This window comes from Lentzea chajnantorensis, from assembly GCF_054300775.1.
Genome location: NZ_JBSDZT010000002.1, coordinates 7,971,254 through 7,992,135, shown reverse-complemented (window position 1 = coordinate 7,992,135; position 20,882 = coordinate 7,971,254). Strand labels below are relative to the sequence as shown.

The window sequence follows — 20,882 nt, the reverse complement described above, 5'->3', positions numbered from 1 at the left end:
CGTGCAGCTCGCCAGAAGCCTGACCCTCACCGACGCCGTCTTCGTCGGGCTCGGCTCGATGATCGGCGCCGGTGTCTTCGCGGTGTTCGCCCCGGCCGCGGCGGCCGCCGGGTCCGCACTGCTCGTCAGCCTGGTGATCGCGGGCGTGATCGCCTGCTGCAACGCGTTGTCGAGCGCCTGGCTCGCGGCGCGGTACCCGCGCTCCGGCGGCACGTACGTCTACGGCCGGGAACGCCTCGGGCGGGTGTGGGGCGACCTGGCCGGGTGGGCGTTCGTGCTCGGCAAGACGGCGTCGTGCGCGGCCATGGCGCTGACCGTCGGCACCTACGCCGGCGCACCGAAAACCGTTGCCGTGGCGGCGATCGTGGCGCTGACGGTGCTCAACCTGACCGGTGTGCAGAAGTCCGCGCTGGTCACCAGGGCCATCGTGGTCGCGGTGCTGCTGGTGCTCGTCGCGACGACCGTGACCGCGCGTGAAGCCGTGCAGCTGGCGGAGTTCCTGTCCGCGGGAATCCTTCCCGCCGCCGCGCTGCTGTTCTTCGCGTTCGCCGGCTACGCGCGCATCGCGACCCTCGGAGAGGAGGTCAAGGAACCGGAGCGAACCATTCCCCGTGCCGTGGTCATCTCGTTGGCGATCACGCTCGTCGTGTACGCGGCCGTCGCGGTCACCGCGCTGAGCGCGCTGGGCAGCGACCTCGCCACGAGGACGCTCGCCGACGTGTCACCCGCGCTGGCGCCGGTGATCCGGGTCGCCGCCTGCCTGGCCGCGCTCGGCTCGCTGCTGTCGTTGCAGCTGGGCGTCAGCCGGACCGCTCTGGCGATGGCGCGCGACCGCAGGCTGCCGGGTCTGCTCGCGGACCTGCGCGCCGCCGAGGTCGCCACCGGCCTGGTCGCGATCGTGTTGGTGCTCACCGTCGACGTCACTCGGGCGATCGTGTTCAGCTCGTTCTGCGTGCTGCTCTACTACGCGATCGCCAACGCCAGCGCGTGGACGCTCGGTAAGCGGTTCGTGCCCGCCGTTGGGCTCGTCGGGTGCCTCACCCTCGCCGGTGCGGTGCTCTGGCAACTGTGATGTGGCCCAGGTCACCTTTGATCGCGTAACGTGCGTACGGTGAAAGTGGGAACACCCGCAGAGTCGCGGCCCGCCGAGCGTCGCGTCGCCTGCGTACCGGAAACGGTGTCGTCGCTGGTCGATGCCGGTCTGACCGTGCACGTCCAAGAAGGTGCGGGGCGCCACGCGCACGCTCCCGACGCCGCCTACCGGGCGGCCGGGGCGACCGTGACGTCCGAGGACCCGACCGCCGAGTCCGACGTCGTCGTGTCCGTCCAACCGCTGACCCCGGAGCAGGCGTCCCGGCTGAAACCGGGCGCCGTCACCATCAGCTTCCTGCAACCCGCCACCGACCAGGACCTGATCCGCGTGTACGCCGAGCGACGGGTCACGTCCTTCAGCTTCGACCTCCTGCCCCGCGTCACCCGAGCCCAGAGCGCGGACGCGTTGTCCTCGCAGGCCCTGGTCTCCGGCTACCGCGCGGTCCTGGTCGCCGCCGAACGACTACCGCGCTTCCTGCCGATGTTCACCACCGCGGCGGGCACCGTCCCCCCGGCCAAGGTCCTCGTGCTGGGCGCCGGGGTGGCGGGCCTGCAGGCCATCGCGACCGCACGCCGCCTCGGCGCCGTCGTCGAGGCCTACGACGTGCGCAAGGCCGCGGGCGAGGAGGTCCGCAGCCTCGGCGCGAAGTTCCTGGAGCTCGACCTGGAGACCCAGTCCGGCGTCTACGCCTCCGTGCAGTCCGAGGAGTTCCTGGAACGCCAACGGGAACTGATCGGCGCGCACGTCGCCGCCTCGGACGTCGTCATCACCACGGCCGCGATCCCCGGCCGCAAGGCGCCGGTGCTCGTGACCACCGACATGCTCAAGGCGATGCCGCCCGGTTCCGTGCTCGTCGACCTGGCCGCGGAGTCCGGTGGCAACTGCACCGACACCGTTGCCGGGGAGGAGAACTGGGTCGGCGAGGTGCTGGTGCACGGCGTGCGGAACCTGCCGTCCTCCATGCCCGTGCACGCGAGCCGCCTGTACTCGCGCAACGTCCTCAACCTGCTCAAGCTGATGGTCGTGGACGGCGTCGTCCTGCCGGACCTCGACGACGAGGTGCTCGCCGGCTGCTGCGTGACCCACGACGGCCGGATCCGCAAGGAGTTGCCGTGATCGACCTGCTGACGATCTTCGTGCTGGCCGTGTTCGTGGGCTTCGAGGTGGTCTCGAAGGTCTCCACGATCCTGCACACGCCGCTGATGTCCGGCGCCAACGCCATCCACGGCGTGATCCTGGTGGGCGCGATCCTCATCACCGGGTCCGCGGAGAGCACGCTGGAGCTCGTCCTGGGGCTGCTGGCGGTGTTCCTGGCGACGGTGAACGTGGTGGGCGGGTTCGTGGTGACCGACCGGATGCTGGAGATGTTCAAACGATGACCGTCCAGCTGATGTACCTCGTCGCCGCGCTCTGCTTCATCCTGGCGCTGAAGGGCCTGAGCTCGCCGAAGTACGCGCGCTACGGCAACTTCATCGGCGCGTTCGGCATGCTGGTCGCCGTCGTCACCGCCTACGTCCACGGCGTCGTCCACAACGGACTGTGGATTCTGCTCGCCGTCGCACTCGGTGTGGTGGTGGGCATCCCGGCCGCGCGGTCGGTGAAGATGACCGCCATCCCGCAGATGGTGGCGCTGTTCAACGGTGTCGGTGGCGCCGCCGCGGCACTCGTGGCGCTGGCCGAGTTCTTCGCGGTGCCCGACCCGGGGTTCTTGTTCAGCCTCGCGACGGTGCTCACGGTGCTGATCGGCTCGGTCAGCTTCTCCGGCTCGGTGGTGACGTTCCTGAAGCTGCAGGAGCTGATGACGACCCGCCCGGTGCTGCTGCCGGCCGGTCAGCAGCTCGCGATCGCGGCCGCGGTGTCGTCGATCGCCCTGTGCGCCTTGGTGGTCAGCTCCGAGTCCGGGCTGCTGCTGTGGCTCCTGGCGGTCGTCGGGCTCGCGCTCGGTGCGTTGTTCGTGCTGCCGGTGGGTGGCGCGGACGTGCCGATCGCGATCTCGTTGCTCAACGCGTTCACCGGCCTCGCGGTCGCGGCGTCGGGCTACGTGCTGGCGAACACGCTGCTGATCGTCGCGGGCACGCTCGTCGGCGCGTCCGGCACGATCCTCACCCGGCTGATGGCGCAGGCGATGGGGCGGTCGCTCACGAACATCCTGTTCGGGGCGTTCAAGACGGCAACCGTTGTGGCGCAGGGAGAAGAGCAGCGGCCGGTCAAGTCGGGCACGGTCGAGGACGTCGCGATCCTGTTGGGGTACGCGAACAACGTGGTGGTGGTGCCCGGTTACGGGCTCGCGGTCGCCCAGGCGCAGCACGCCGTGCGTGAGCTCGTGGCGCAGCTCGAACAGCGCGGGGTGTCGGTGGCGTACGGCATCCACCCCGTCGCCGGGCGCATGCCGGGGCACATGAACGTGCTGCTGGCCGAGGCCGACGTGCCGTACGAGCAGCTCAAGGAGCTCGACGACGTCAACCCCGGCATCACGTCGGTGGACGTGGCCGTGGTGGTCGGCGCGAACGACGTGGTGAACCCGGGAGCGCGCGACGAGCCGTCCAGCCCGATCTACGGCATGCCGATCTTCGACGTGGACCGCGCGAAGTCCGTGGTGTTCATGAAGCGGTCGATGCGGCCGGGGTTCGCGGGTGTGGACAACGAGCTGCTGTACAACCCGAAGACGACGCTGCTGTTCGGTGACGCGAAGGACTCGCTCACGAAGCTGCTGGCGGCGGTGAAGCAGTTGTGAGCAGCTCGGTCACCTCGTCGGCGGTCAGTGCGGGCAGCAGGCCGATCACCCCGTCGGCGCCCAGTGAACGCCAGAGGTCGGCCTCCTCCGCCGTGTGCACCTCGTCGACGCCGAACCGCACGCCGAGGCCGTGCACGGTGGTCACGAGGTCGCGCATCGGCTGGAGCAGCGGCGAGCCGGAGCCCGGTGCCGGTGCGCGGGTGATCACCGAGCGGACCGGCACCTCGGCGAGCACGGCCAGTTCGTCGTGGCCGCCGCGGAAGCCGTCGAGCGCGACGACGATGCCGCTGTCGTGCAGCACCAGCGCGTTGTCGTCGCCGGCCAGCACGGAGGAGATGTCGAGCGCGATCCGCAGCCGTTCCGGGGGCAGGCCGGTCTCGTCGAGGGCGCGTTTGACGTCGGCGACCAGGTCCTCGTCCCGGGACTGCAGGGCGCCCAGTGCGACGTGCAGCGTGGGAGCGCGCTCACCGAGCCGCGCCACCCAGGCCGCGGCCTGCCCGCACGCCTCGCGCAGCAGCCACCGGCCCAGCGGCAGGGACAGGCCGGTCGAGTCGGCGAGCGCCATGGTGTCGTTGTGGCTCAGGTCGTCCCAGTGCAGGCGGGCGACGGCGCCGAGCAGCTCCCGGGTCTCCAGGTCGTGCACCGGCGCGTAGACGATCTTCAGCTCACCGTGCTCCCAGGCGCCGGGCATCGACGCCGCCAGCGCGTACCGGCCCCGCCTGCGCGCGTCGTCGTGCGGGTCGTGCAACGCCCACTGCCGTTTGCCGCGCGCTTTCGCCTGGCGCAGCGCGGCGTTCGCGCACCGCATCAGCTCACCCGCGGTCGCGAACGCGGGCGGCCGGTCCACCACGCCGATGCTGGCCGACAGCGCGATGCCGTGGTCGTCCACGAAGGTCGGTTCCGCGAGTGCGTCCTGGATCTCCTCGACGGTCGTGGTGACGGTGTCGGAGACCGTCAGCAACGCGAACTCGTCGCCGCCGATCCGGGCCAGCACGGCGTGCTTCTCACCGGCGAGCTTGCCGAGCCGGTTCGCGACGATCTTGAGCAGCTTGTCGCCGGTGTCGTGGCCGAGACCGTTGTTGACGACCGAGAACGCGTCCAGGCCGAGGTGGTAGAGCGTGACCTGGTCGGTGTCGAGGCGGCGTTCGACCTGCGTCACGAAGTGCTGTCGGTTCGACAGGCCGGTGAGCGAGTCGTGCAGCAGCTGGTGGTCGAGGCTGCGCTGCAACAGGTGCAGCTCGCTGATGTCCTCGACCATCGTCACGTGGTGCGTCGGCTCGCCGTCCGCGTCGCGCAGCACCGACACCGCGAGGTGCACCCACACCGGCTCGCTGTCCACGCGGATCAGCTTGCGCTGGTCGCGGAAGCGGTCGACGTGCCCGTCGCGCACCTGCTGGTACGACGCGCTCAACGCGGCCAGGTCGTCCGGGTGGTAGAAGTCGGTCAGGTCGCGCCCGTGCAGGTCCGCGCCCGACTCCAGTCCGATGATCTCGGCCAGCGCGTCGTTCGCCTCGACGCAGCGGCCGTTGAAGTCCGTGATCACGATGCCCAGCGCGGCGGAGTCGAACACCTCCTGGAACCGCGCCTGGCTGACCTTGAGCGTGCGCTCGACCCGCTGTTTGGCCCGCACGATCGCGACCTTGATCTGCTCCTGCTGGTCGAACGCGTCCATCCGCATGGCCTGCGCGTACGCCGAGCTGAGCTGGGCGAGCACTGGCAGGCCGAAGGTGGGGGAGAGCAGCTCGATCGTGACGCGCAACGACTCCGGGCCGGTTGCGTGCAGTGACACCAGCCGTTTCGCAACCGCTTCGGGGGAGTCGGCCAGCGTGTGCAGCGCGTCGAGCAGGGTCTGCTCGATCTCGGCGTGGGACAGCGGGATGTACGCGGTCGACGTCAGCGCGTGCATCCAGCGGCGGGCGAGCTGCGGAAGTTCCATCCTGTGCACAGAGCGTACGGATTCGCCGCCGCCGGGCCAACATCGACGAGCAGGGGAGCCGGCCCGGCCGGCCCCTCCCGGCCAGGCCCGCCGGTCCGGAACCGCTGGTTCAGACCTTGCGCCCGACCGCCGCGTAGATGCCCGCCTTGTCCGGGTCCTCGGTGTTCGTGCCCTCCGGGCGCCACAGCGGCAACGGCACGATGCCCGGCTCGACCAGTTCGAAGCCGTCGAAGAACGCCTCGACCTCACCGCGGGTGCGCGGGTGCATCGGGTTCTGGCTCTTCTTCATGACCTCGACGATCCCGGCCATCTCCGCGGGCTGGAGGTCTTGCGTGAACTGGGAGAACGCGAGGTAGCTGCCCTCGGGCACGGCGTCGCGGTAGGTGGCCACGACCGCCCTCGGGTCCGCTTCCGGTGGCACGAAGTGGAAGACGCCGACGGCCAGCACGCCGACGGGCCGCGTGAAGTCGATCACGCCGCTCTCCCGCGCGGCCTTGAGCACCGCGACGGGGCTGGTCAGGTCCTCCTGCACGATCGCGGCGCGCGGGTCGCCCTCCAGGATGAGCTGGCTGTGCGCGACCGCGACCTCCTCGAAGTCCACGTAGAGGACGCGCGAGTCCTGGTCGGCCTTCTGCGCGATCTCGTGCACGTTGCCGACCGTCGGGATGCCGCTGCCCAGGTCGAGGAACTGCCGGATGCCGTTGTCCATCATGAACAACACGGCCCTGCGCAGGAACGCCCTGTTCAGCCGCGCGATCGTGCGCGCGTTCGGCTGCGCCTTCAGGAACTTCTCCGCGAGCGCCCGGTCGGCGGCGAAGTTGTGCCCCCCGCCGAGCAGGTAGTCGTACAGGCGCGCGGCACTCGGCTTCCCGGTGTCGACGTTCTGCGGGACCCAGCTCACCCGTTCAGACATGCGCCCAGGCTACTGAGGCACCACCGGCGAGCGGGAGGGGTAGCGCCCCGAGGCGCCCTTTCGGCCTAGCGGAAACCGGTGCCACTACTGGAACGCGTTGATGAGCAGCGACGCGACGGCGACACCCAGCGCGGTGCCGAGTCCGCGCGCGACGTTGACCATCCCGCTGCCCACACCGGCCTGGTGGTCCGGCAACGCGCCCATCACCCGTCGCGTGCACGACGGCGCGATGATGCCCAGCCCGATGCCCGCCGCGAGCAGCTGCACCACCGGCGGCACCGGCATGAGCACCGCCACGGCGGCGATCAACGCCCCGGTCCTGGCACCCGGCCGGTGGATGAGCGTCGCGGCGACCGCGAACCCCAGCGGCAGCGCGGCGATCGTGAGCCCTATGTGCGCCAACGGTTGTTTCATCGTGAACGGCAGCAACGTCATCGGCGCGAACAACGCCGCGTAGGTCAGCCCGACGCCGAGCAGCCCCGGCAGCACCGCGAGACCGGGCCTGCCGCGCTCTTCCCGCGTGCTCCTGGTGCGGGGCAACAGGTAGTGGCCCGCGATCATGGCGACGACGCCGATGGGCACGTTGATCGCGAACACCGCCTGCCACCCGTGGTGCTCGACGAGGTACCCGCCCAGCAACGGCCCCGCCGCGAGCCCGGCCGCCTGCGCCGCGGCTTGGATGCCGAGCGCCTTGCGCCGCAGCTCCGGCGGCACGTTCGTCGTGACCAGCGCGACGCTGTTGGCCTGCAACATCGCCGCGCCCGCCGCCTGCGCGATCCTGGCACCGACGAGCAGCTCGAAGTTCGGCGCGTACGCGCACGCCACCGACGCGGCCGTGAAGAGCGCGAACCCGTAGATGTAGACGATCTTGCGCCCGGCCCGGTCGGCGATCCTGCCCATTGGGACGAGCAACGCCACCAGCGTGACCAGGTAGCTGATCGAGACGATCTCCGGGTCGTGCCCGAAGTGCTCTGCCATCGCGGGGAACGCGAGCGTGACGATCGAGGCGTCCAACTGCCCCATGAACGCCCCGAAGCACACGGTCGCGATGACCAGCCAACGCGCTTTCGGCCACTGCGCGATCCACGCCGGCCTGGGGGACTCCGTGACGAACCAGTTCATCGTGGTCAGATTATATCTGACACAGAGCTATATCCCCGCGTTCAGTAAGATTTCCGCATGTCAGACGAAGCCCGCACGCTCACCGACGTCGTCACCCGCCTGCGCCGGGCGCTGCGGACGAGCATCCGTGCGGACTGGCCGTGGGAGTCCCTGCCGATGGCGCAGGTAGAGCTGCTGCAAACCCTCGCGGAACGCCCCCCGATGAAGGTCGGCGACCTCGCCGCGTCGCTGCGGCTGGCCCCCAACACGGTCTCCGGCCTGGTGTCCCAGCTGATCGACTCGGGCCTGGTCGTCCGCGGCGCCGACCCCAGGGACAGGCGGGTAGCACGGCTATCCGTCTCACCCCGTGGACACGAACAGCTGCTCGTCTGGCAGCGCGAGCACGAGAAGCGCATCGGCGCCGCACTGGGCAAGCTGGAGTCCTCGGAACGGGAGGACGTCGTGCGCGCGCTGAAGGCCCTGGACCACCTGGTGGAGCACCTTGCCGAACCGTCCTGACCCCCGGTTCGTGGCCCTGGTGTCGCTCGGCGGCGGACTCGGCGGCGTGGCGCGCTACGGGATGTCGGCGTTCGTGCCCGGCGCACTGGGGCTGTTCGTGATCAACGTGCTGGGGTCGTTCCTGATCGGCGTGCTGATGGGCACCGCGCCGCGGCCGTTGGTCCGCGCGTTCTTCGGCGTCGGGTTCCTGGGCGGGTTCACGACGTTCTCGTCGTACGCGCTGGCGGGACGGCCTTTGTTCCTTCTGCTGACGCCGATTTGTGCTGTGGCTGCGGCTTTCGTCGGGGTGCGGGTGACGCGGTGACGGTGCTCGCCGTGTTCGTGGGGGCGGCTTTGGGTGCGCCGGCCCGGTACCTGGTCGACTGGGCGGTGAAGGAGCGGGCCGGGTCGGCGTTCCCGTACGGCACGTTGGTCGTGAACGTGCTGGGGTGCTTCCTGATCGGGTTCTTCGTGGGGACGGCGTGGATGCCGCTCCTCGGGGTGGGGTTCTGCGGTGGGCTGACGACGTACTCGACGTTCAGCTACGAGACGGTGTCGTTGCTGGAGCAGGAGAAGTACCGGGCGGCGCTGGTGAACGTCGCGGTCAGCGTCGTGCTGGGGGTGGGGGCCGCGACTCTGGGGCTGGCGCTGGCACGCTGAACGTTCCCGGCCTCCTCCGCGCCCACGATGCCGTCGGCGGCACCGCGACCGTTTCGCGCAGGAGGCCGGGCGGAGCTGCAGTCCTTCAAGCGGGACAACACGTCCGGCAACGACCCGGAGTGCACGACGCCCAACCGCTGCGTCGCACGCGTCAACGCCACGTACAGGTCGGAGGCCCCGCGCGGCGACTCCTCCAGGATGCCCGAGGGGTCGACCACGACCACCGAGTCGAACTCCAGCCCCTTGGCGTCGGTCACCCCCAGCACCACGACCTGCGCGTCCTCCAGCTCGCCCGTCGACGAGTTCGCGACCTCCGACACCACGGCCGCACCGACCGAGGGCAGCAGTGCCGCGGGAACGATCACCGCCACCTTGCCGTCGCCCACGGCCGCGACCTCGGACGAGATCAGCGCCGGGACCTCGGAGGCGTACGACGACACCGACGCGACCCACGGCGGCACACCGGTGTCGCGCACCGAAGCGGGCGGCACGAGAGAAGGGTCCACCGACGCGAGCACGTCCGCGGCCACCTCCATGATCTCGGCCGGGGTGCGGTAGTTGACGGTGAGCTCGGTGAGGCGCCAGCGGTTCTGCACGTACGGGGACAGCACGGAGTCCCACGACAGCGCGCCGCCGACGTCGCCGGTCTGGGCGATGTCGCCGACCACCGTCATGGACTTGCTGGGGCAGCGGCGCATCAGCGTGCGCCACGCCATCGCGGACAGCTCCTGGGCCTCGTCCACGATGACGTGGCCGAAGGTCCAGGTGCGGTCGGCCGCGGCGCGTTCGGCCGCGGTCTCGTAGCGGTCCACGCCGTGGCGTTCGGCCAGCCGGTAAGCGTCCATCAGGTCCGTGGCCATCAGGATGTCCGGGTCGGCGTCGTCCTCCAGGTCGAGGATGTCGAGGACGCCCTGGGCGTACTCGATGGCCTGGCGGCGCTGGCGTTCGGCGCGGGCCTTGGCCTCCGTGTCGTCCTCGCCGAGCAGTTCCGCGGCCTCGTCGAGCAACGGGACGTCGGCCGGGGTCCAGTCGTCCGAGGTCCGCTGCAGCAGGTCGCGTTCCTCGCGGGTGAACTTCGACATCGCGCGGTTGCGGCGCTTCGGGTTCGCGTACAGCTCGGACAGCAGCGAGAACGGCGTCAGCACCGGCCACAGCGCCGAGATCGCGGCCTGGACCTCCTCGGACTCGCGCAGCTCGCGGCGGATGTCGTCCACGTCCGCCTTGTCGAGCAGGTGCCCGCCGAGCTTGGCCGCCACCATGCCGCCGAGCGTCGAGATGATCTCGCGTGCGAACGTGCGGCGGGCCTCGTTGTGCGGGCGGCGGGTGCGGCGGGCGCGGCCGCGGGCGTCGGAGATGGCGCGGCGGTCCAGGCGCAGCACGTCGTTGTCGAAGCGGATGTCGAAGAACGGCGGGGCCTCCTGGCGGTCGCGGATCGCGGCGGCGATCACGTCGGCCATCTGGACGCGGCCCTTCAGCGTCGCGACCTCCGGCGACTCCCTGCCCACCGCCGTGAGGCCGGGGAACAGCTCGCCGACGGTCGAGAGCAGCACGCCGGTCTCGCCCAGCGAGGGCAGGACCTGGCTGATGTAGCGCAGGAACGTGGTGTTCGGGCCGACCACGAGCACGCCGCGCTTGGCCAGCTGGCGGCGGTGCGTGTAGAGCAGGTAGGCGGCGCGGTGCAGGGCCACCGCGGTCTTGCCGGTGCCGGGACCGCCCTGCACGACGACGACGCCGTTCAGCTCGGACCGGATGATGACGTCCTGCTCGGCCTGGATGGTCGCGACGATGTCGCTCATCTGGCCGGTGCGGGAGGCGTTCAACGCGGCCAGCAGGGTCGCCTCGCCGGTCAGGCCCTCGTTGCGGGACGGCTCGACCGAGTTGATGTCGAGGACCTCGTCGTCGAGGCCGATGACCTTGCGGGAGCGCGTGCGCAGGTGCCGGCGGCGGCGCACGCCGTCGGGGGAGGCGGCAGTCGCGAGGTAGAACGGGCGGGCCGCGGGGGCGCGCCAGTCCATCAGCAGCGGCTCGTATTCCTTGTCCTCGTCGAAGAGACCGATTCGGCCGATGTAGAACCGGTCACCGTTGTGGAAATCGAGCCGGCCGAACGCGAGGCCGTTCTCGACCGCGCTGTACTGCGCCAGCTGATCTGTGTACATCGCGACGGAGGTGTCGCGCTCGGACCGCATCTGGTGCGTGCCGCCGGTTTGTCGCAACGATTGTGCGAGTCGTTTCGACGTCTGTTCGCGGAGGTCGTCGAGCCGGCCGTACAACATGGCCACGTATTCCTGCTCCGGCTCCATTTCGGCCGACCGGAGGTCATCGGAGGGGCTTGACAACGTGCCTCATTTCTCGATACCCTGCGACGTCAGGTTTTATCCTGAATCGCATTCTCCTGCCCGCACTCCGTCGTCTGAGCGCAGACTGGCTAATCTACACGCATGTCCGCGTGGTGCAGGTAGGCCTTCCGCAGCAGTGTGGTCAGTGCGACCCGCTCGGGCTCGGTCAACGACGCCAGCAGCTCCTCCTCGTGCGCCCGCGCCGCCTCCAGCCGTTGCCGCAACGCCTCGCGCCCGGCCGCGGTGATCGACACGGTGAACCGCCGCCGGTCCCGCACGTCACGCCTGCGCTGGGCGAACCCGCGGCCCTCCAGGTCGTCGAGCACCGACACCAGGTCACTCGGGTCCATCCGCACCTGCTCGCTGATCCGCTTCTGCGCGACCGCCTCCTGCTCGGCCAGACAGGCCAGCACCGTCACCTGGGGCCCGCGCAGCTCGCCCCGGCCCAGCCGCCGCGCCTCGCGCACCAGCTGCAGCATCAGGTAGCTGGGCAGACGCAGGAGCTGATCGATGCTCATCACTTCAGCATAGGAAAGATCCGTCACACGATCGTGGATTGCGCAGCGTGGTCGACACCCCCGGACGAGGGCCGCACGGGTGAGCATCGGGGTGACGTTTCTCCACGGAGCACCGCGGGACGGCAAGGTGGGGGTATGACGCGCGCGGAGATCGTCCGGCTCGCCCGCTGCGTGGTGCGCCGGCCACGGTGGCAGCTCGCACTCGCGGTGCTGCTGTCGGCGTGGCTGCTCGCCTGGGTCCTGGGCCAGCTCGCCGCCCACCCGCCGACACCGCTCGGCCTGCTCTCCTGGACCGGCCTGCCCCTGCACGTCGCGACCGCCTGGGCGCAGGACCGCGCCGACGTCCTCGCCTGGCTCGCCACCCTGGGGGGCCTGAGCTGGGCGGCGACCACCGAACAGGGGCAGCTGCCCGCCCTGGCTGGCTGGTTCGCGGTGCTCGTCGCCGGTGAGGCGGCCGGGTACGAGCACGCCGTGCAACGGGCGATGCTCAGCATGCTCGTGTTCCTGGCCGTCCTCGCCGTCGTGTCGCTCACCGGGCGGCGCGCGTTCGTCGTCGACCGGGTCGCCGTCATGCCCAGGGACGTGCTGAGGGCCGCGACCACCGCCGCCGTGCTGACCGCCGTGGTGCCGCTCATCGCGCCCGGTGTGGCGCTCACCCGCCTCGTTCAGCCCTACGTGACGAAACCGCCGCGGCCGCTGAGGTCGGTTGAGGCGCCGCTGCTGCGGGAAACCGGGTGAGGTGAGCGACTACCTCCCTCCGCCCGCCCCGCCGCGCAGCGCGCTGACGCTGCGGCTGTGGCTCGCCGGCTTCGGGCTGGTCTTCAACTCGGTCGCCGGGTGGCTGGCCCTGCGCGCCGACCTCGTCTGGCTCGCCGTCGTGCTGTGGCTGCTCGCCGTCGTGTGCCTCGTCGACCTCGCCTGGGTGGCCCGCCGGAAACGGCGCGGAGATCCCGGCTGAGAACTGCCGGGAACCCGTGCTTGGGCTTGGCCGTCCGATGGATGAAGATGTCGTTGTGCATGAAGATCCGGCCAGGGGCAGGTTGGCCAGGGTGATGCGTCGGCAGCCGGTGCAACAACGCGGTGCGGCCACCGTCTCCGCGATCCTGGACGCTTGTGCGAGCCTGCTGAACGAATACGACTACGACGACATCACCACGGCGCGCATCGTCGACGTGGCCGGAGTGCCCATCGGTTCTTTCTACCAATACTTCCCGGACAAGCGGTCCGTGGTGCACGCGCTCGCCTTGCGCGGTATGGAGGCATATCTGAGCGAGGTCGAGGAACTGTTCTCCAGCGACCTCATCGCGGACACCTGGCGCGAGGCCATGACCCAGGTCGTCGCCGTCTACATGCGGATGCTGGCGGAGCTGCCGGGCTTCGGCCGGGTGCGGTTCAGCGACATGCTGGACAGCCACCGGCTCGACTCCAGCGTCGACCAGTACGAGCTGATGGCCGAACGGCTCGCCGAGATGTTCGTCAACCGCTTCGGCGCGCACGGCGACGCACCGGTCATGCTGACCTTCCGCATCGCCGTGCAGACCGCGGACGCGTTGTTCAAGCTGGCCGAACGGGTCGACCCCGACGACCGCGCGTACGTGGTCGGCACGGCGAACGAGCTGCTCACGGGCATGCTCGGCGGCGTGCTGGAACCTCAGAGGCCGTAAGCCTCCAGCATCCGCAGCCACACCTCGCTGATCGTCGGGTAGGCGGGCACCGCGTGCCACAGCCGGTCGACGGTCACCTCGCCGACGATCGCGATGGTGGCGGCGTGCAGCAGCTCGGCCACGTCCTGGCCGACGAACGTGACACCGACCAGGGTGCGGGTGCGCTCGTCGACGACCATCCGCGCCTTGCCGCTGTAGCCGTCGGCGTGCAGCGACGACCCGGCGACCGCGATGTCGAGGTCCACGACCTTGACGTCGCGTCCGGCTGCCCGTGCCTCCTCCGCGGTGTGCCCGACGAAGGCCACCTCGGGGTCGGTGAACACGACCTGCGGCACCGCCACGTGGTCGGCGCTGGCCTGGCCCGCCGACCACGGCTCCGGCTCGGAGCCGCGCGACCGCTCCAGGATCGCCGACCCGACCGCCCGGCCCTGGTACTTGCCCTGGTGGGTGAGCAGCGCACGCCCGGTGACGTCACCGGCCGCGTACAGCCACCGCCCGTCCACGCCGGACACGAGACCGGTGTCGTCGATGCTCATCGGCTTGCCGTCCTTCGTCGCCGGCACCCGCCCGGTCGCGACGAGGATCTCCGCGCCCCGCACGACCCGGCCGTCCCGCAACGTCAGCGCGCCCGGCTCGACGGCCGCGGCCCGCGCGTTCAGCAGCACCTCGACCCCGTCGGCCCGCAGGCCCTCGGCGACCAGCGGCCCGACGAAGTCCTCCATGCGCGGCAACGGGCGGTCGCCCGACACCACGAGCGTCACCTTCGACCCGAGCCGCGCCCACGCCTGCGCCATCTCGACACCGACCACGCCGCCGCCGAGCACCACGAGCGACTCCGGCACCGCGCGCGCCGACGTGGCCTCGCGGGACGTCCACACCGGAGTGTCGTCGATGCCGTCCAGCGGCGGCATCTTCGGCACGCTGCCGGTGCACACCACCACGGCCAGCCGCGCCCGGTGCACCTCGCCGCCGACGGTGACCTCGCGTTCGCCGGTCACCTCGCCGTCACCGCGCAGGACGGTGATGCCGACCGACTCGGCCCACTGCACCTGACCCGCGTCGTCCCAGTCGGACGTGAACGAGGTGCGCCGCTCCAGCACCGCCAGCGGGTCGAGGCTGCCGCCGACCACGCCCTTGACCCGCTGGGCGGCCGCGAGCGCGTGACCGGAGCGCAGCAACGCCTTGGACGGCATGCACGCCCAGTACGAGCACTCGCCGCCGACCAGCTCCTTCTCGACCATGGCGGTGGACAGGCCACCGGCGGCCGTCCGCCAGGCCACGTTCTCACCCACGGGGCCACCACCGATGACGATGACGTCGAAATCCATGGCGCCACACTAGAACGGTTCTAGGTGAGCCACAGGAGGCAGAACGTGTGCCCGACCGGGTCGGTGTAGACGCGGTAGTCGTCGGGGTTGTCGCGCGCGAGCAGCTTGGCCCCGAGCGCGAGCACCTGGGACTCGGCGAGCTCCACGTCCTCGACCAGCACGTCGAGGTGGAACTGCTGCGAGCCGTGCGGGTCGGGGAACACCGGCGGCACGTACTCGGGCGCGCGCTGGAACGCGATCCGCGTGCCGCTCGCGACGACCACCACCCAGTCGGGGTCCTCGCTGCCGGCGAGGCGTTCGCCGCCGAGGAGCTTCTCGTAGAACGACGCCAGCTCGGAGGGGTCGGGGCAGTCGACCACCACGGAACGAAGTTGTCCGATCATGCCCTCCACCCTCTACCGGGAGGTGGGCAGCCGCAACGCCTGCTTGGCGATCGGGTCGAGCGCGGCGTCGCCGGCCCCGCCGGACCACACCACGAACGCCAGCTGGACGTGGCTGCCCTTCACGCCGCTCGCGAACGTCGCGTTCGCCAGCGGGTTGCCGTCCGGCGCGTTCACGCCACCGGAGCCGGGGGCCGCCACGATCGCGTGGAACGCCTTGGCGCTGGGGGCGTCCATCACGTCGAGGTCCGCGACCAGCACGGACGCCTTGCGGCCGTTGACGGTCGTCTCGTAGGTGGCGCGCTGGACCCGGCCGCACTCGTTCGCCACCAGCCAGGCCTTGACGTCGCCGAACGCCTGCGCAGCGCAGTCCTCGTCCTGCTGGGCGTCTCGGGGGACGAACGTCGTGCCGTCCACGACCACCGTCGTCGGGCCGGGCGGCGGCGTCTCCGTGGCAACGACCTGCGGGTCACCGCCGGGCAGCGCCACGACCAGCCACACGAGCAGGACCAGCACGAGCAGACCGGCGCCCGCGAGGTAGGGCCAGCGCAGCTTGACCGGCCCGCGCCTGCCCACCGGCGGTCGCACGCCGATCTTCGGGATCAGCATGGTGCTGGCGGAGGCCAGGTCGGGGGAGACGGCGTCGGAGAAGCCCTCGCCCAGCAGCGACGCGGTGTCCGGCGGCGTGCCGGTGGTCTGCAGGACGGCGAGCAGCTTGGCCGCGTGCTCGGCCGAGCACGGCACCGCCGACGTGGCCAGCTCGCGTGCCGCGGTGAGCAATGTGGACGGTTTGGGGTGCAGCACCCGCACACCGCGGTTGAGGTCCGCGGAGGGTTGCACGACCTGGCTCACGAACGGGCCGACCGCGACGACCGTGCTCACCGGCAGCGGTTCGGCGCGCATGGCCTGCAACCGCTGGGCCACCGCCGTCGCCGCCGCCACGGCCTCGGTCGCCGGGTTCGGCATGCCGTCCTGGCTGACCAGCGGCCAGCCGTCGATCGTCCACGTCCCGCCGAGCGGGGCCTCCAGCTTCACGGCGGGGTCGGGCAGGTCCACGCCCACGATCACCAGCACGCCCTTGGGCAACACCACGACCGCGTCCAGCGGCACCGGGCAGTCGGGGGGCTGCACGCCGGTCAACGCGACCCCGCCGAGCACCTCCGTGCCTGCGCCGCACGCGGTGAGGGCAGCGCGGACGTCCGCCCCGATGGCCGAGGGTTCAGCGCCCAGACGGATCAACCGCACGAGTCCCCACCTTTCCGCACGGGGGCACACCGTAGCGCTCCGGGGTCGTTCACCTGCGGCCAGTCGAGACGTTGCGTGACACCCGTCACCGGAAAGTGGATCACTCGTTGGATGGATTGTCTGCCTATGTTCACGGAGGGTCCATTTGCAGCCGTGCTGCGCTGCTCGCCGTGGTGCCCGTGGCCGCCGCCTCCCCTGTCGCGGCGGCCACGACAGGTCGTCGGCAACTCCTGGGCCGTCCGGTGGCGGGGCGTTCGACCCTGGCCCGGTGACGGTCAAGCCGCAGCACGGTCCCGCCCTGCTCGACCTGGGCACGTCCACCACGATCGTCGCCGCGGTAAACGCGCTGGAGATCACGATCACGCATCGCTCGGCAGGGGAGATCGGGACTTAAGACCTGTATCTGACCCGGTCGGGTGATGATCGAGCTGGTTCTTATGGCGGACATGCCTCAAGTCGAGGCAGAATGCAGCGAACGGGTTCCACGGTGATCACCTCACTCGGCAAAGGCGTAGGGGAAGACGTCCCTCGTCGAGTAGCGGAGGTCAGCAGTGAGCACCCGTGGCAGCACCAGTGGCGTGGTCTACGTCCACTCGTCGCCGTCTGCGGTCTGTCCGCACGTCGAGTGGGCGATCTCGGGCACCCTTGGCGAACGAGTGGACCTCAGGTGGGCAGCGCAACCCGCGGCACCAGGACAGTTGCGCGCTGAATGTGCGTGGGCCGGTGACGCCGGTACCGGCGCGAAACTCGTTGCTGCGCTGCGCGCGTGGCCGATGCTCCGTTTCGAGGTGACCGAGGAACCGTCCCCAGGTCAGGACGGAGAGCGCTTCTGCTTCGCGCCCGTGCTGGGGTTGTGGCACGCGCGCACTTCGGCGAACGGCGACATCGTCGTGAACGAGGACCAGCTGCGTGCGCTGGCCGCACGCTCCCGCGGCGGTGAGTCCTTCGCGCACGGTGTCGACGAGCTCCTCGGCGCGGCGTGGGACGACGCGCTGGAACCGTTCCGCCGTGCCGGCGACGGCGCGCCGGTCACGTGGCTGCACCGCGTCGGGTGAGCGCCCGGCCAGTCCTGAGTGGACCCCGCTACCGGTTGGGCAGCGGGGTTCGCTCCTGGTGGGTGGGGTCCCAGGCGAGCATCAGCCTGCCGTAGGTCGGCGAGGTCTCCAGAAGCTGCTCGTGCGTGCCCAGAAGAGGCGCGCCACCGTCCATGACCAGCACCCGGTCCGCCCGCAACGCCGAGCTCAGCCGGTGTGCGATCACCACGAGGACGCCCTTCCTGGCCGCGAACGCGCGCTCCACCCGCGCCTCCGCCGCCGGGTCCAGGTGCGAGGTCGCCTCGTCGAGGATCACCACCGCCGCCGGCGTCGCGTGGACCCGTGCCAGCGCGAGCAGCTGCGCCTCTCCGGCGGACAGCCCTTCGCCCGCGTGGCCCAGCCGTGCGTCCAGACCGCCCAGCCGGTCAAGAAGTGGTTTGGCCCCAACGCTTTTCACCGCCGCGAGGAGCTCGGCGTCGGTGGCCTGCGGCGCCAGCAGGGCGAGGTTCTCGCGCACGGTCCCGGTGAACAGGTAGGTCTCCTGCGGGATCAGCGCGATCGCCTGGTGCCGGACCGACGGCACCACCCGGTCCACCGGCCGCCCGCCGAACAGCACCTCGCCCCGGTCCGGTGGCATCAGACCGGTGAGCAGACCGGCCACAGTGGACTTGCCGATGCCCGACGGCCCGACGACGGCCAGGTGGTCGCCCGGTCCGATGCACAGGTTCAGGTCCTTCACCACCGGCACGGCGTCCGGGCTCCAGCCGAACGTGACGTCCCTGAGGGTGAACTCACAGCTGACGGGCACCTCCACGCCGTCGTCGCCGGTCTGCCGCGGCGCCGCCTCCTGAAGTCGTTTGAGTGCGACCATCAGCCGCATCACGACGGTGCTCGTGGTGCGGGCCAGGCCGTGCAGCGCCGGGTTGACGCTGTTGGTCAGGTAGACGACCGCCGCCAGCACCGCGCCGGTGGTGAGCTGACCGGACGCCACCAGCGGCGGTGCGAACGCGACGAGCAGCACGACCGGTGCGAAGCCGCCGAGAGCGATCACGGTGGCCCGCAGGGCGTTCGCCCAGGCCACCGCGACCGTCGCCGCCGCCTGCTCGTCGACCTGCGCCCGGACGTCCGCGAACGCCTCCTGCTCGGCCCGGCACGCGGCGACGTCGCGCAGCCCGGTGAGCACCCCGCCGGTCGCCTCCGCGGTGCGTTCCTCGGCCATGACCGCGTTGCGCTGCCGTTTCGCCAGTGACGGCAGCAGGAACCCGAACAGCACCAGCGCCGCGACGATCGGCAGGACGACGAGCCAGACCAGCGCGGCCGCGGTCGTGGCGAGCCCGACGAGCGCGGCGACCGTGGTGACCAGCAGCGCGCGGGCCTGCACGAGCACGCCGGCGGTGGCGTCGCGGACCACCTCGACGTGACGGGTGATCATCGCGACGGCGCTGGCGTCCGGGGTGCGGCGGTGCGTCCGGTTGTTCAGCACGCCCTTGACGACCTGCGTGACCAGGGCGTCGCGCATGGGCTCGACGACATCGCCGAGCCGGGCGAACACCTGGCGCTGACCGAGCGCGCCGGCGACGGCGAGCGCGGCGAACGCGAGCAGCCACAGCAGCCCGGCCACCGGGCGGCCCGCGGCGAACCCGCTGTCCACGGCGGTGCCGACGAGCTTGCCGCCGAAGAACGCCGGGATGCCCTCCAGTGCGGACCAGGCGAGCAGGACGAGCACGCCGCGGCGGTGCCCGGCCAGCGTGGAGAGGTAGAAGCGCATCACTCGCCCCCGGTGAACACGGCGCGGTACTCCTGGTCGTCCCACAGCCCCTGGTGGGTGCCGGTCGCGCGCACCCGGCCGTTCTCCAGCCACACCACCAGGTCCGCGCGGGCCGCCGTCGCCGGCCGGTGCGTGACGACGACGCGGGTGCGGCCGGGCAGCGCGGTGGTGAGCGCGTCGTCCACCCTGGCCTCGGTGACGGTGTCCAGGCTGGCGGTGGCGTCGTCCAGCACGAGTACCTCGGGGTCGCGCACGATCGCACGCGCCAGGCCTATCCGCTGCGCCTCACCGCCGGACAGCGGGGTGTCGGCGACCGGCGTCTCATACCCGTGAGGCAGCCGCACCAGCACGTCGTGCACCTGGGCGGCGACGGCGGCGGCGCGGACCCGCGCCTCGTCCGCGTCCGTTCCGTAGGCGATCGAACGACCGATCGTGGTGCCCAGCAAAGCGGGGCGCTCGAAGGCGTACCCGACGTCGCCGGACCGCGCGACCTCACCGGAGTCCACTGGGGACAGTCCGCCGAGCACGGCGGCCAGCGCGGACTTGCCCGCGCCGGAGCTGCCCACGACCGCGCAGAACGCGCCGGCCGGGACGACGAGGTCGACGTCGTGGAGCGCGCCGTCGACGCTGACACCGCGCAGTTCGAGTGCCCCGTCGCGGGGGGCGCGGGCGAAGGGGCGGTGCGGTGGCGGGGTGTCGAGCACCTCGGCGATCCGGCCGGCGGAGGCGCGGGTGCGTTCCAGCACGGTGAGCTGGGTGATCTGGCCGACGATCCCCATGCCCAGCGCGGCGTAGCCGAGGGCGGCGAGCACGTCACCGGCGCTCAGCCTGCCCTGCAGCACCCCGAACCCGGCGGCCGCGAGCACCGCGACCTCCACGGCGGGCAACAGGAGCCCGGCTCGCCACATCATCCTGGCCTGGGTGCGCCACATCCCGGCGCCCGCCGCGGCGAGCCGGGGGAGCGGCTGCAGCACGCGGCGCGTCTCGCGGTCGGCGAGACCGGCGGCGGAGATCGTGCGCAGGCCGGACACGGAGTCGAGCAGCCGGGCCGACACCTCGCCGGAGACCTCCTGGTAGGTCAGCACGTCGTCGGCGGTGAGGCGCAGGTGGGTGCGGATCAGCAGGCCCGCCAGCGGGGCGCTGACCAGGAACACCGCGGCGAGCCGCCAGTCCAGCAGCGCCAGCGCGACGACCGAGCCCACCGACGACACGACGCTGACGAGCAGGCCGATGACCGTGACGGCGACACCGCCCGCGTTGCCGCAGTCACCCGTGACGCGGCTGACGGCGTCGCCGTGGGCGAACGGCGCGGGGTGACCGATCGTGAGCAGCTGCCGGGACAGCCGGTGGCGCAACCACGCGGTGCCGCGGGCGGTGATGCTCGCCGCGAGCACGATCCCGATCGCGTCGCCGACGATTTCGACCGCGGCCAGCACCAGCAGGAACAGGATCGTCGCGAGCACGAACCGCCCGCCCAGCGCCATGTCGACGGCACCGGCCAGCGCGGCCGGCAGCAGCAGACCGGCGGCGGTGGTGACCGCGGCGTTGAGGAGCAGCAGCCACGGCCGGTAGTCGCGCTTGACGGTGGAGAACAGCAGAGCGTCACCGGGTTTGGTCATCGCTGTTCCTCCCGAGGGCGTCAGGGCGCATCATGAGCGAGGGCCCGACAGCTGG

22 protein-coding genes are annotated in these 20,882 nt (G+C 71.4%); 12 read left to right on the top strand and 10 right to left on the bottom strand.

Annotated features, from left to right (window positions below):
* Position 1 precedes the first annotated feature (1 nt).
* From ACVDFE_RS38205 to ACVDFE_RS38190, 4 genes are read left to right on the top strand one after another with little or no spacing between them, the layout of a single operon-like run.
* Positions 2-1,072: an APC family permease gene (locus ACVDFE_RS38205; protein ID WP_458433827.1), complete on the top strand. Its 1,071-nt coding sequence runs from the start codon at positions 2-4 to the stop codon at positions 1,070-1,072.
* A 45-nt stretch (positions 1,073-1,117) separates the two neighbouring features.
* Entirely contained in the window at positions 1,118-2,209 is a 1,092-nt protein-coding gene (locus ACVDFE_RS38200; protein WP_458433826.1) for a Re/Si-specific NAD(P)(+) transhydrogenase subunit alpha, read from the top strand.
* Complete coding sequence (locus ACVDFE_RS38195; protein ID WP_053737731.1) at positions 2,206-2,472, top strand: NAD(P) transhydrogenase subunit alpha part 2; 267 nt, start codon at positions 2,206-2,208, stop codon at positions 2,470-2,472. Before ACVDFE_RS38200 ends, ACVDFE_RS38195 begins: the two co-directional genes overlap by 4 nt.
* The gene (locus ACVDFE_RS38190; protein WP_360397219.1) at positions 2,469-3,827 is read left to right on the top strand and encodes an NAD(P)(+) transhydrogenase (Re/Si-specific) subunit beta; all 1,359 of its coding nucleotides are present in this window, start codon (positions 2,469-2,471) and stop codon (positions 3,825-3,827) included. The genes ACVDFE_RS38195 and ACVDFE_RS38190 overlap by 4 nt, the downstream gene beginning before the upstream one ends.
* Here the strand turns inward: ACVDFE_RS38190 and ACVDFE_RS38185 are convergent.
* The 3 genes from ACVDFE_RS38185 to ACVDFE_RS38175 all read right to left on the bottom strand — a co-directional run bounded on the left by ACVDFE_RS38185 (position 3,793) and on the right by ACVDFE_RS38175 (position 7,798).
* Positions 3,793-5,763, bottom strand: coding sequence for a putative bifunctional diguanylate cyclase/phosphodiesterase (locus ACVDFE_RS38185; RefSeq protein ID WP_458433825.1), 1,971 nt, complete (start codon positions 5,761-5,763; stop codon positions 3,793-3,795). The two genes, ACVDFE_RS38190 and ACVDFE_RS38185, sit on opposite strands and share 35 nt — an antisense overlap.
* A gap of 109 nt (positions 5,764-5,872) precedes the next feature.
* On the bottom strand, positions 5,873-6,676 hold the full coding sequence (locus tag ACVDFE_RS38180) for an SAM-dependent methyltransferase (RefSeq protein ID WP_360397221.1): 804 nt from the start codon (positions 6,674-6,676) through the stop codon (positions 5,873-5,875).
* An 84-nt stretch (positions 6,677-6,760) separates the two neighbouring features.
* On the bottom strand, positions 6,761-7,798 hold the full coding sequence (locus ACVDFE_RS38175; RefSeq protein ID WP_360397222.1) for an MFS transporter: 1,038 nt from the start codon (positions 7,796-7,798) through the stop codon (positions 6,761-6,763).
* Positions 7,799-7,855: 57 nt separating this feature from the next.
* On the opposite strand from ACVDFE_RS38175, the gene ACVDFE_RS38170 reads away from it, so the two are divergent.
* The 3 genes from ACVDFE_RS38170 to crcB are packed head-to-tail and all read left to right on the top strand — an operon-like array spanning position 7,856 to position 8,935.
* A complete protein-coding gene (locus tag ACVDFE_RS38170; RefSeq protein WP_360397223.1) occupies positions 7,856-8,296 on the top strand; it encodes a MarR family winged helix-turn-helix transcriptional regulator in 441 nt (146 codons plus the stop codon).
* On the top strand, positions 8,280-8,600 hold the full coding sequence (locus ACVDFE_RS38165; protein ID WP_360397224.1) for a CrcB family protein: 321 nt from the start codon (positions 8,280-8,282) through the stop codon (positions 8,598-8,600). Before ACVDFE_RS38170 ends, ACVDFE_RS38165 begins: the two co-directional genes overlap by 17 nt.
* Positions 8,597-8,935 carry a fluoride efflux transporter CrcB gene (crcB, locus tag ACVDFE_RS38160; protein WP_458433824.1) on the top strand — a complete coding sequence of 113 codons (339 nt, stop codon included), beginning with the start codon at positions 8,597-8,599 and terminating at the stop codon, positions 8,933-8,935. Before ACVDFE_RS38165 ends, crcB begins: the two co-directional genes overlap by 4 nt.
* Here the strand turns inward: crcB and ACVDFE_RS38155 are convergent.
* Together ACVDFE_RS38155 and ACVDFE_RS38150 are read right to left on the bottom strand one after the other, a co-directional pair.
* Positions 8,818-11,271: a HelD family protein gene (locus ACVDFE_RS38155; protein WP_458433823.1), complete on the bottom strand. Its 2,454-nt coding sequence runs from the start codon at positions 11,269-11,271 to the stop codon at positions 8,818-8,820. The two genes, crcB and ACVDFE_RS38155, sit on opposite strands and share 118 nt — an antisense overlap.
* An 89-nt stretch (positions 11,272-11,360) precedes the next feature.
* A complete protein-coding gene (locus ACVDFE_RS38150) occupies positions 11,361-11,789 on the bottom strand; it encodes a MarR family winged helix-turn-helix transcriptional regulator (RefSeq protein WP_360397227.1) in 429 nt (142 codons plus the stop codon).
* Positions 11,790-11,924: 135 nt separating this feature from the next.
* On the opposite strand from ACVDFE_RS38150, the gene ACVDFE_RS38145 reads away from it, so the two are divergent.
* The 3 genes from ACVDFE_RS38145 (at position 11,925) to ACVDFE_RS38135 (ending at position 13,453) form a co-directional block, all read left to right on the top strand.
* Entirely contained in the window at positions 11,925-12,527 is a 603-nt protein-coding gene (locus ACVDFE_RS38145) for a hypothetical protein (RefSeq protein ID WP_360397228.1), read from the top strand.
* Position 12,528: 1 nt separating this feature from the next.
* Positions 12,529-12,747: a DUF6343 family protein gene (locus ACVDFE_RS38140; RefSeq protein ID WP_360397229.1), complete on the top strand. Its 219-nt coding sequence runs from the start codon at positions 12,529-12,531 to the stop codon at positions 12,745-12,747.
* Between the two features lie 94 nt (positions 12,748-12,841).
* The gene (locus ACVDFE_RS38135) at positions 12,842-13,453 is read left to right on the top strand and encodes a TetR/AcrR family transcriptional regulator (RefSeq protein ID WP_360397450.1); all 612 of its coding nucleotides are present in this window, start codon (positions 12,842-12,844) and stop codon (positions 13,451-13,453) included.
* On the opposite strand, the gene ACVDFE_RS38130 is transcribed toward ACVDFE_RS38135, so the two are convergent.
* Genes ACVDFE_RS38130 through ACVDFE_RS38120 form a run of 3 tightly spaced genes read right to left on the bottom strand, consistent with a single transcriptional unit; the run spans position 13,441 to position 16,406 of the window.
* On the bottom strand, positions 13,441-14,781 hold the full coding sequence (locus ACVDFE_RS38130; RefSeq protein ID WP_360397230.1) for a dihydrolipoyl dehydrogenase family protein: 1,341 nt from the start codon (positions 14,779-14,781) through the stop codon (positions 13,441-13,443). The genes ACVDFE_RS38135 and ACVDFE_RS38130 overlap by 13 nt on opposite strands.
* A gap of 20 nt (positions 14,782-14,801) precedes the next feature.
* Positions 14,802-15,164 carry a VOC family protein gene (locus tag ACVDFE_RS38125; protein WP_458433822.1) on the bottom strand — a complete coding sequence of 121 codons (363 nt, stop codon included), beginning with the start codon at positions 15,162-15,164 and terminating at the stop codon, positions 14,802-14,804.
* Between the two features lie 12 nt (positions 15,165-15,176).
* Positions 15,177-16,406: a hypothetical protein gene (locus ACVDFE_RS38120; protein ID WP_458433821.1), complete on the bottom strand. Its 1,230-nt coding sequence runs from the start codon at positions 16,404-16,406 to the stop codon at positions 15,177-15,179.
* A gap of 268 nt (positions 16,407-16,674) precedes the next feature.
* Between ACVDFE_RS38120 and ACVDFE_RS38115 the strand changes: the two genes are divergently transcribed.
* Complete coding sequence (locus ACVDFE_RS38115; protein WP_360397234.1) at positions 16,675-16,800, top strand: hypothetical protein; 126 nt, start codon at positions 16,675-16,677, stop codon at positions 16,798-16,800.
* Between the two features lie 157 nt (positions 16,801-16,957).
* On the top strand, positions 16,958-17,461 hold the full coding sequence (locus tag ACVDFE_RS38110; protein ID WP_157529558.1) for a DUF3145 domain-containing protein: 504 nt from the start codon (positions 16,958-16,960) through the stop codon (positions 17,459-17,461).
* Positions 17,462-17,489: 28 nt separating this feature from the next.
* Here ACVDFE_RS38110 and ACVDFE_RS38105 read toward each other — a convergent pair whose 3' ends face one another.
* Both ACVDFE_RS38105 and ACVDFE_RS38100 read right to left on the bottom strand, forming a co-directional pair.
* Positions 17,490-19,208: an ABC transporter ATP-binding protein gene (locus ACVDFE_RS38105; protein ID WP_458433820.1), complete on the bottom strand. Its 1,719-nt coding sequence runs from the start codon at positions 19,206-19,208 to the stop codon at positions 17,490-17,492.
* The gene (locus ACVDFE_RS38100) at positions 19,208-20,827 is read right to left on the bottom strand and encodes an ABC transporter ATP-binding protein (RefSeq protein ID WP_458433819.1); all 1,620 of its coding nucleotides are present in this window, start codon (positions 20,825-20,827) and stop codon (positions 19,208-19,210) included. Before ACVDFE_RS38100 ends, ACVDFE_RS38105 begins: the two co-directional genes overlap by 1 nt.
* Positions 20,828-20,882: the final 55 nt, after the last annotated feature.

Coding starts and splice junctions, on each gene's coding strand:
- ACVDFE_RS38150 (WP_360397227.1), bottom strand. CDS start 11,789: ATGAGCATCGATCAGCTCCTGCGTCTGCCCAGCTACCTGATGCTGCAG.
- ACVDFE_RS38105 (WP_458433820.1), bottom strand. CDS start 19,208: ATGCGCTTCTACCTCTCCACGCTGGCCGGGCACCGCCGCGGCGTGCTC.
- ACVDFE_RS38190 (WP_360397219.1), top strand. CDS start 2,469: ATGACCGTCCAGCTGATGTACCTCGTCGCCGCGCTCTGCTTCATCCTG.
- ACVDFE_RS38175 (WP_360397222.1), bottom strand. CDS start 7,798: ATGAACTGGTTCGTCACGGAGTCCCCCAGGCCGGCGTGGATCGCGCAG.
- ACVDFE_RS38100 (WP_458433819.1), bottom strand. CDS start 20,827: ATGACCAAACCCGGTGACGCTCTGCTGTTCTCCACCGTCAAGCGCGAC.
- ACVDFE_RS38130 (WP_360397230.1), bottom strand. CDS start 14,781: ATGGATTTCGACGTCATCGTCATCGGTGGTGGCCCCGTGGGTGAGAAC.
- ACVDFE_RS38185 (WP_458433825.1), bottom strand. CDS start 5,763: ATGGAACTTCCGCAGCTCGCCCGCCGCTGGATGCACGCGCTGACGTCG.
- ACVDFE_RS38145 (WP_360397228.1), top strand. CDS start 11,925: ATGACGCGCGCGGAGATCGTCCGGCTCGCCCGCTGCGTGGTGCGCCGG.
- ACVDFE_RS38125 (WP_458433822.1), bottom strand. CDS start 15,164: ATGATCGGACAACTTCGTTCCGTGGTGGTCGACTGCCCCGACCCCTCC.
- ACVDFE_RS38170 (WP_360397223.1), top strand. CDS start 7,856: ATGTCAGACGAAGCCCGCACGCTCACCGACGTCGTCACCCGCCTGCGC.
- ACVDFE_RS38135 (WP_360397450.1), top strand. CDS start 12,842: ATGCGTCGGCAGCCGGTGCAACAACGCGGTGCGGCCACCGTCTCCGCG.
- ACVDFE_RS38180 (WP_360397221.1), bottom strand. CDS start 6,676: ATGTCTGAACGGGTGAGCTGGGTCCCGCAGAACGTCGACACCGGGAAG.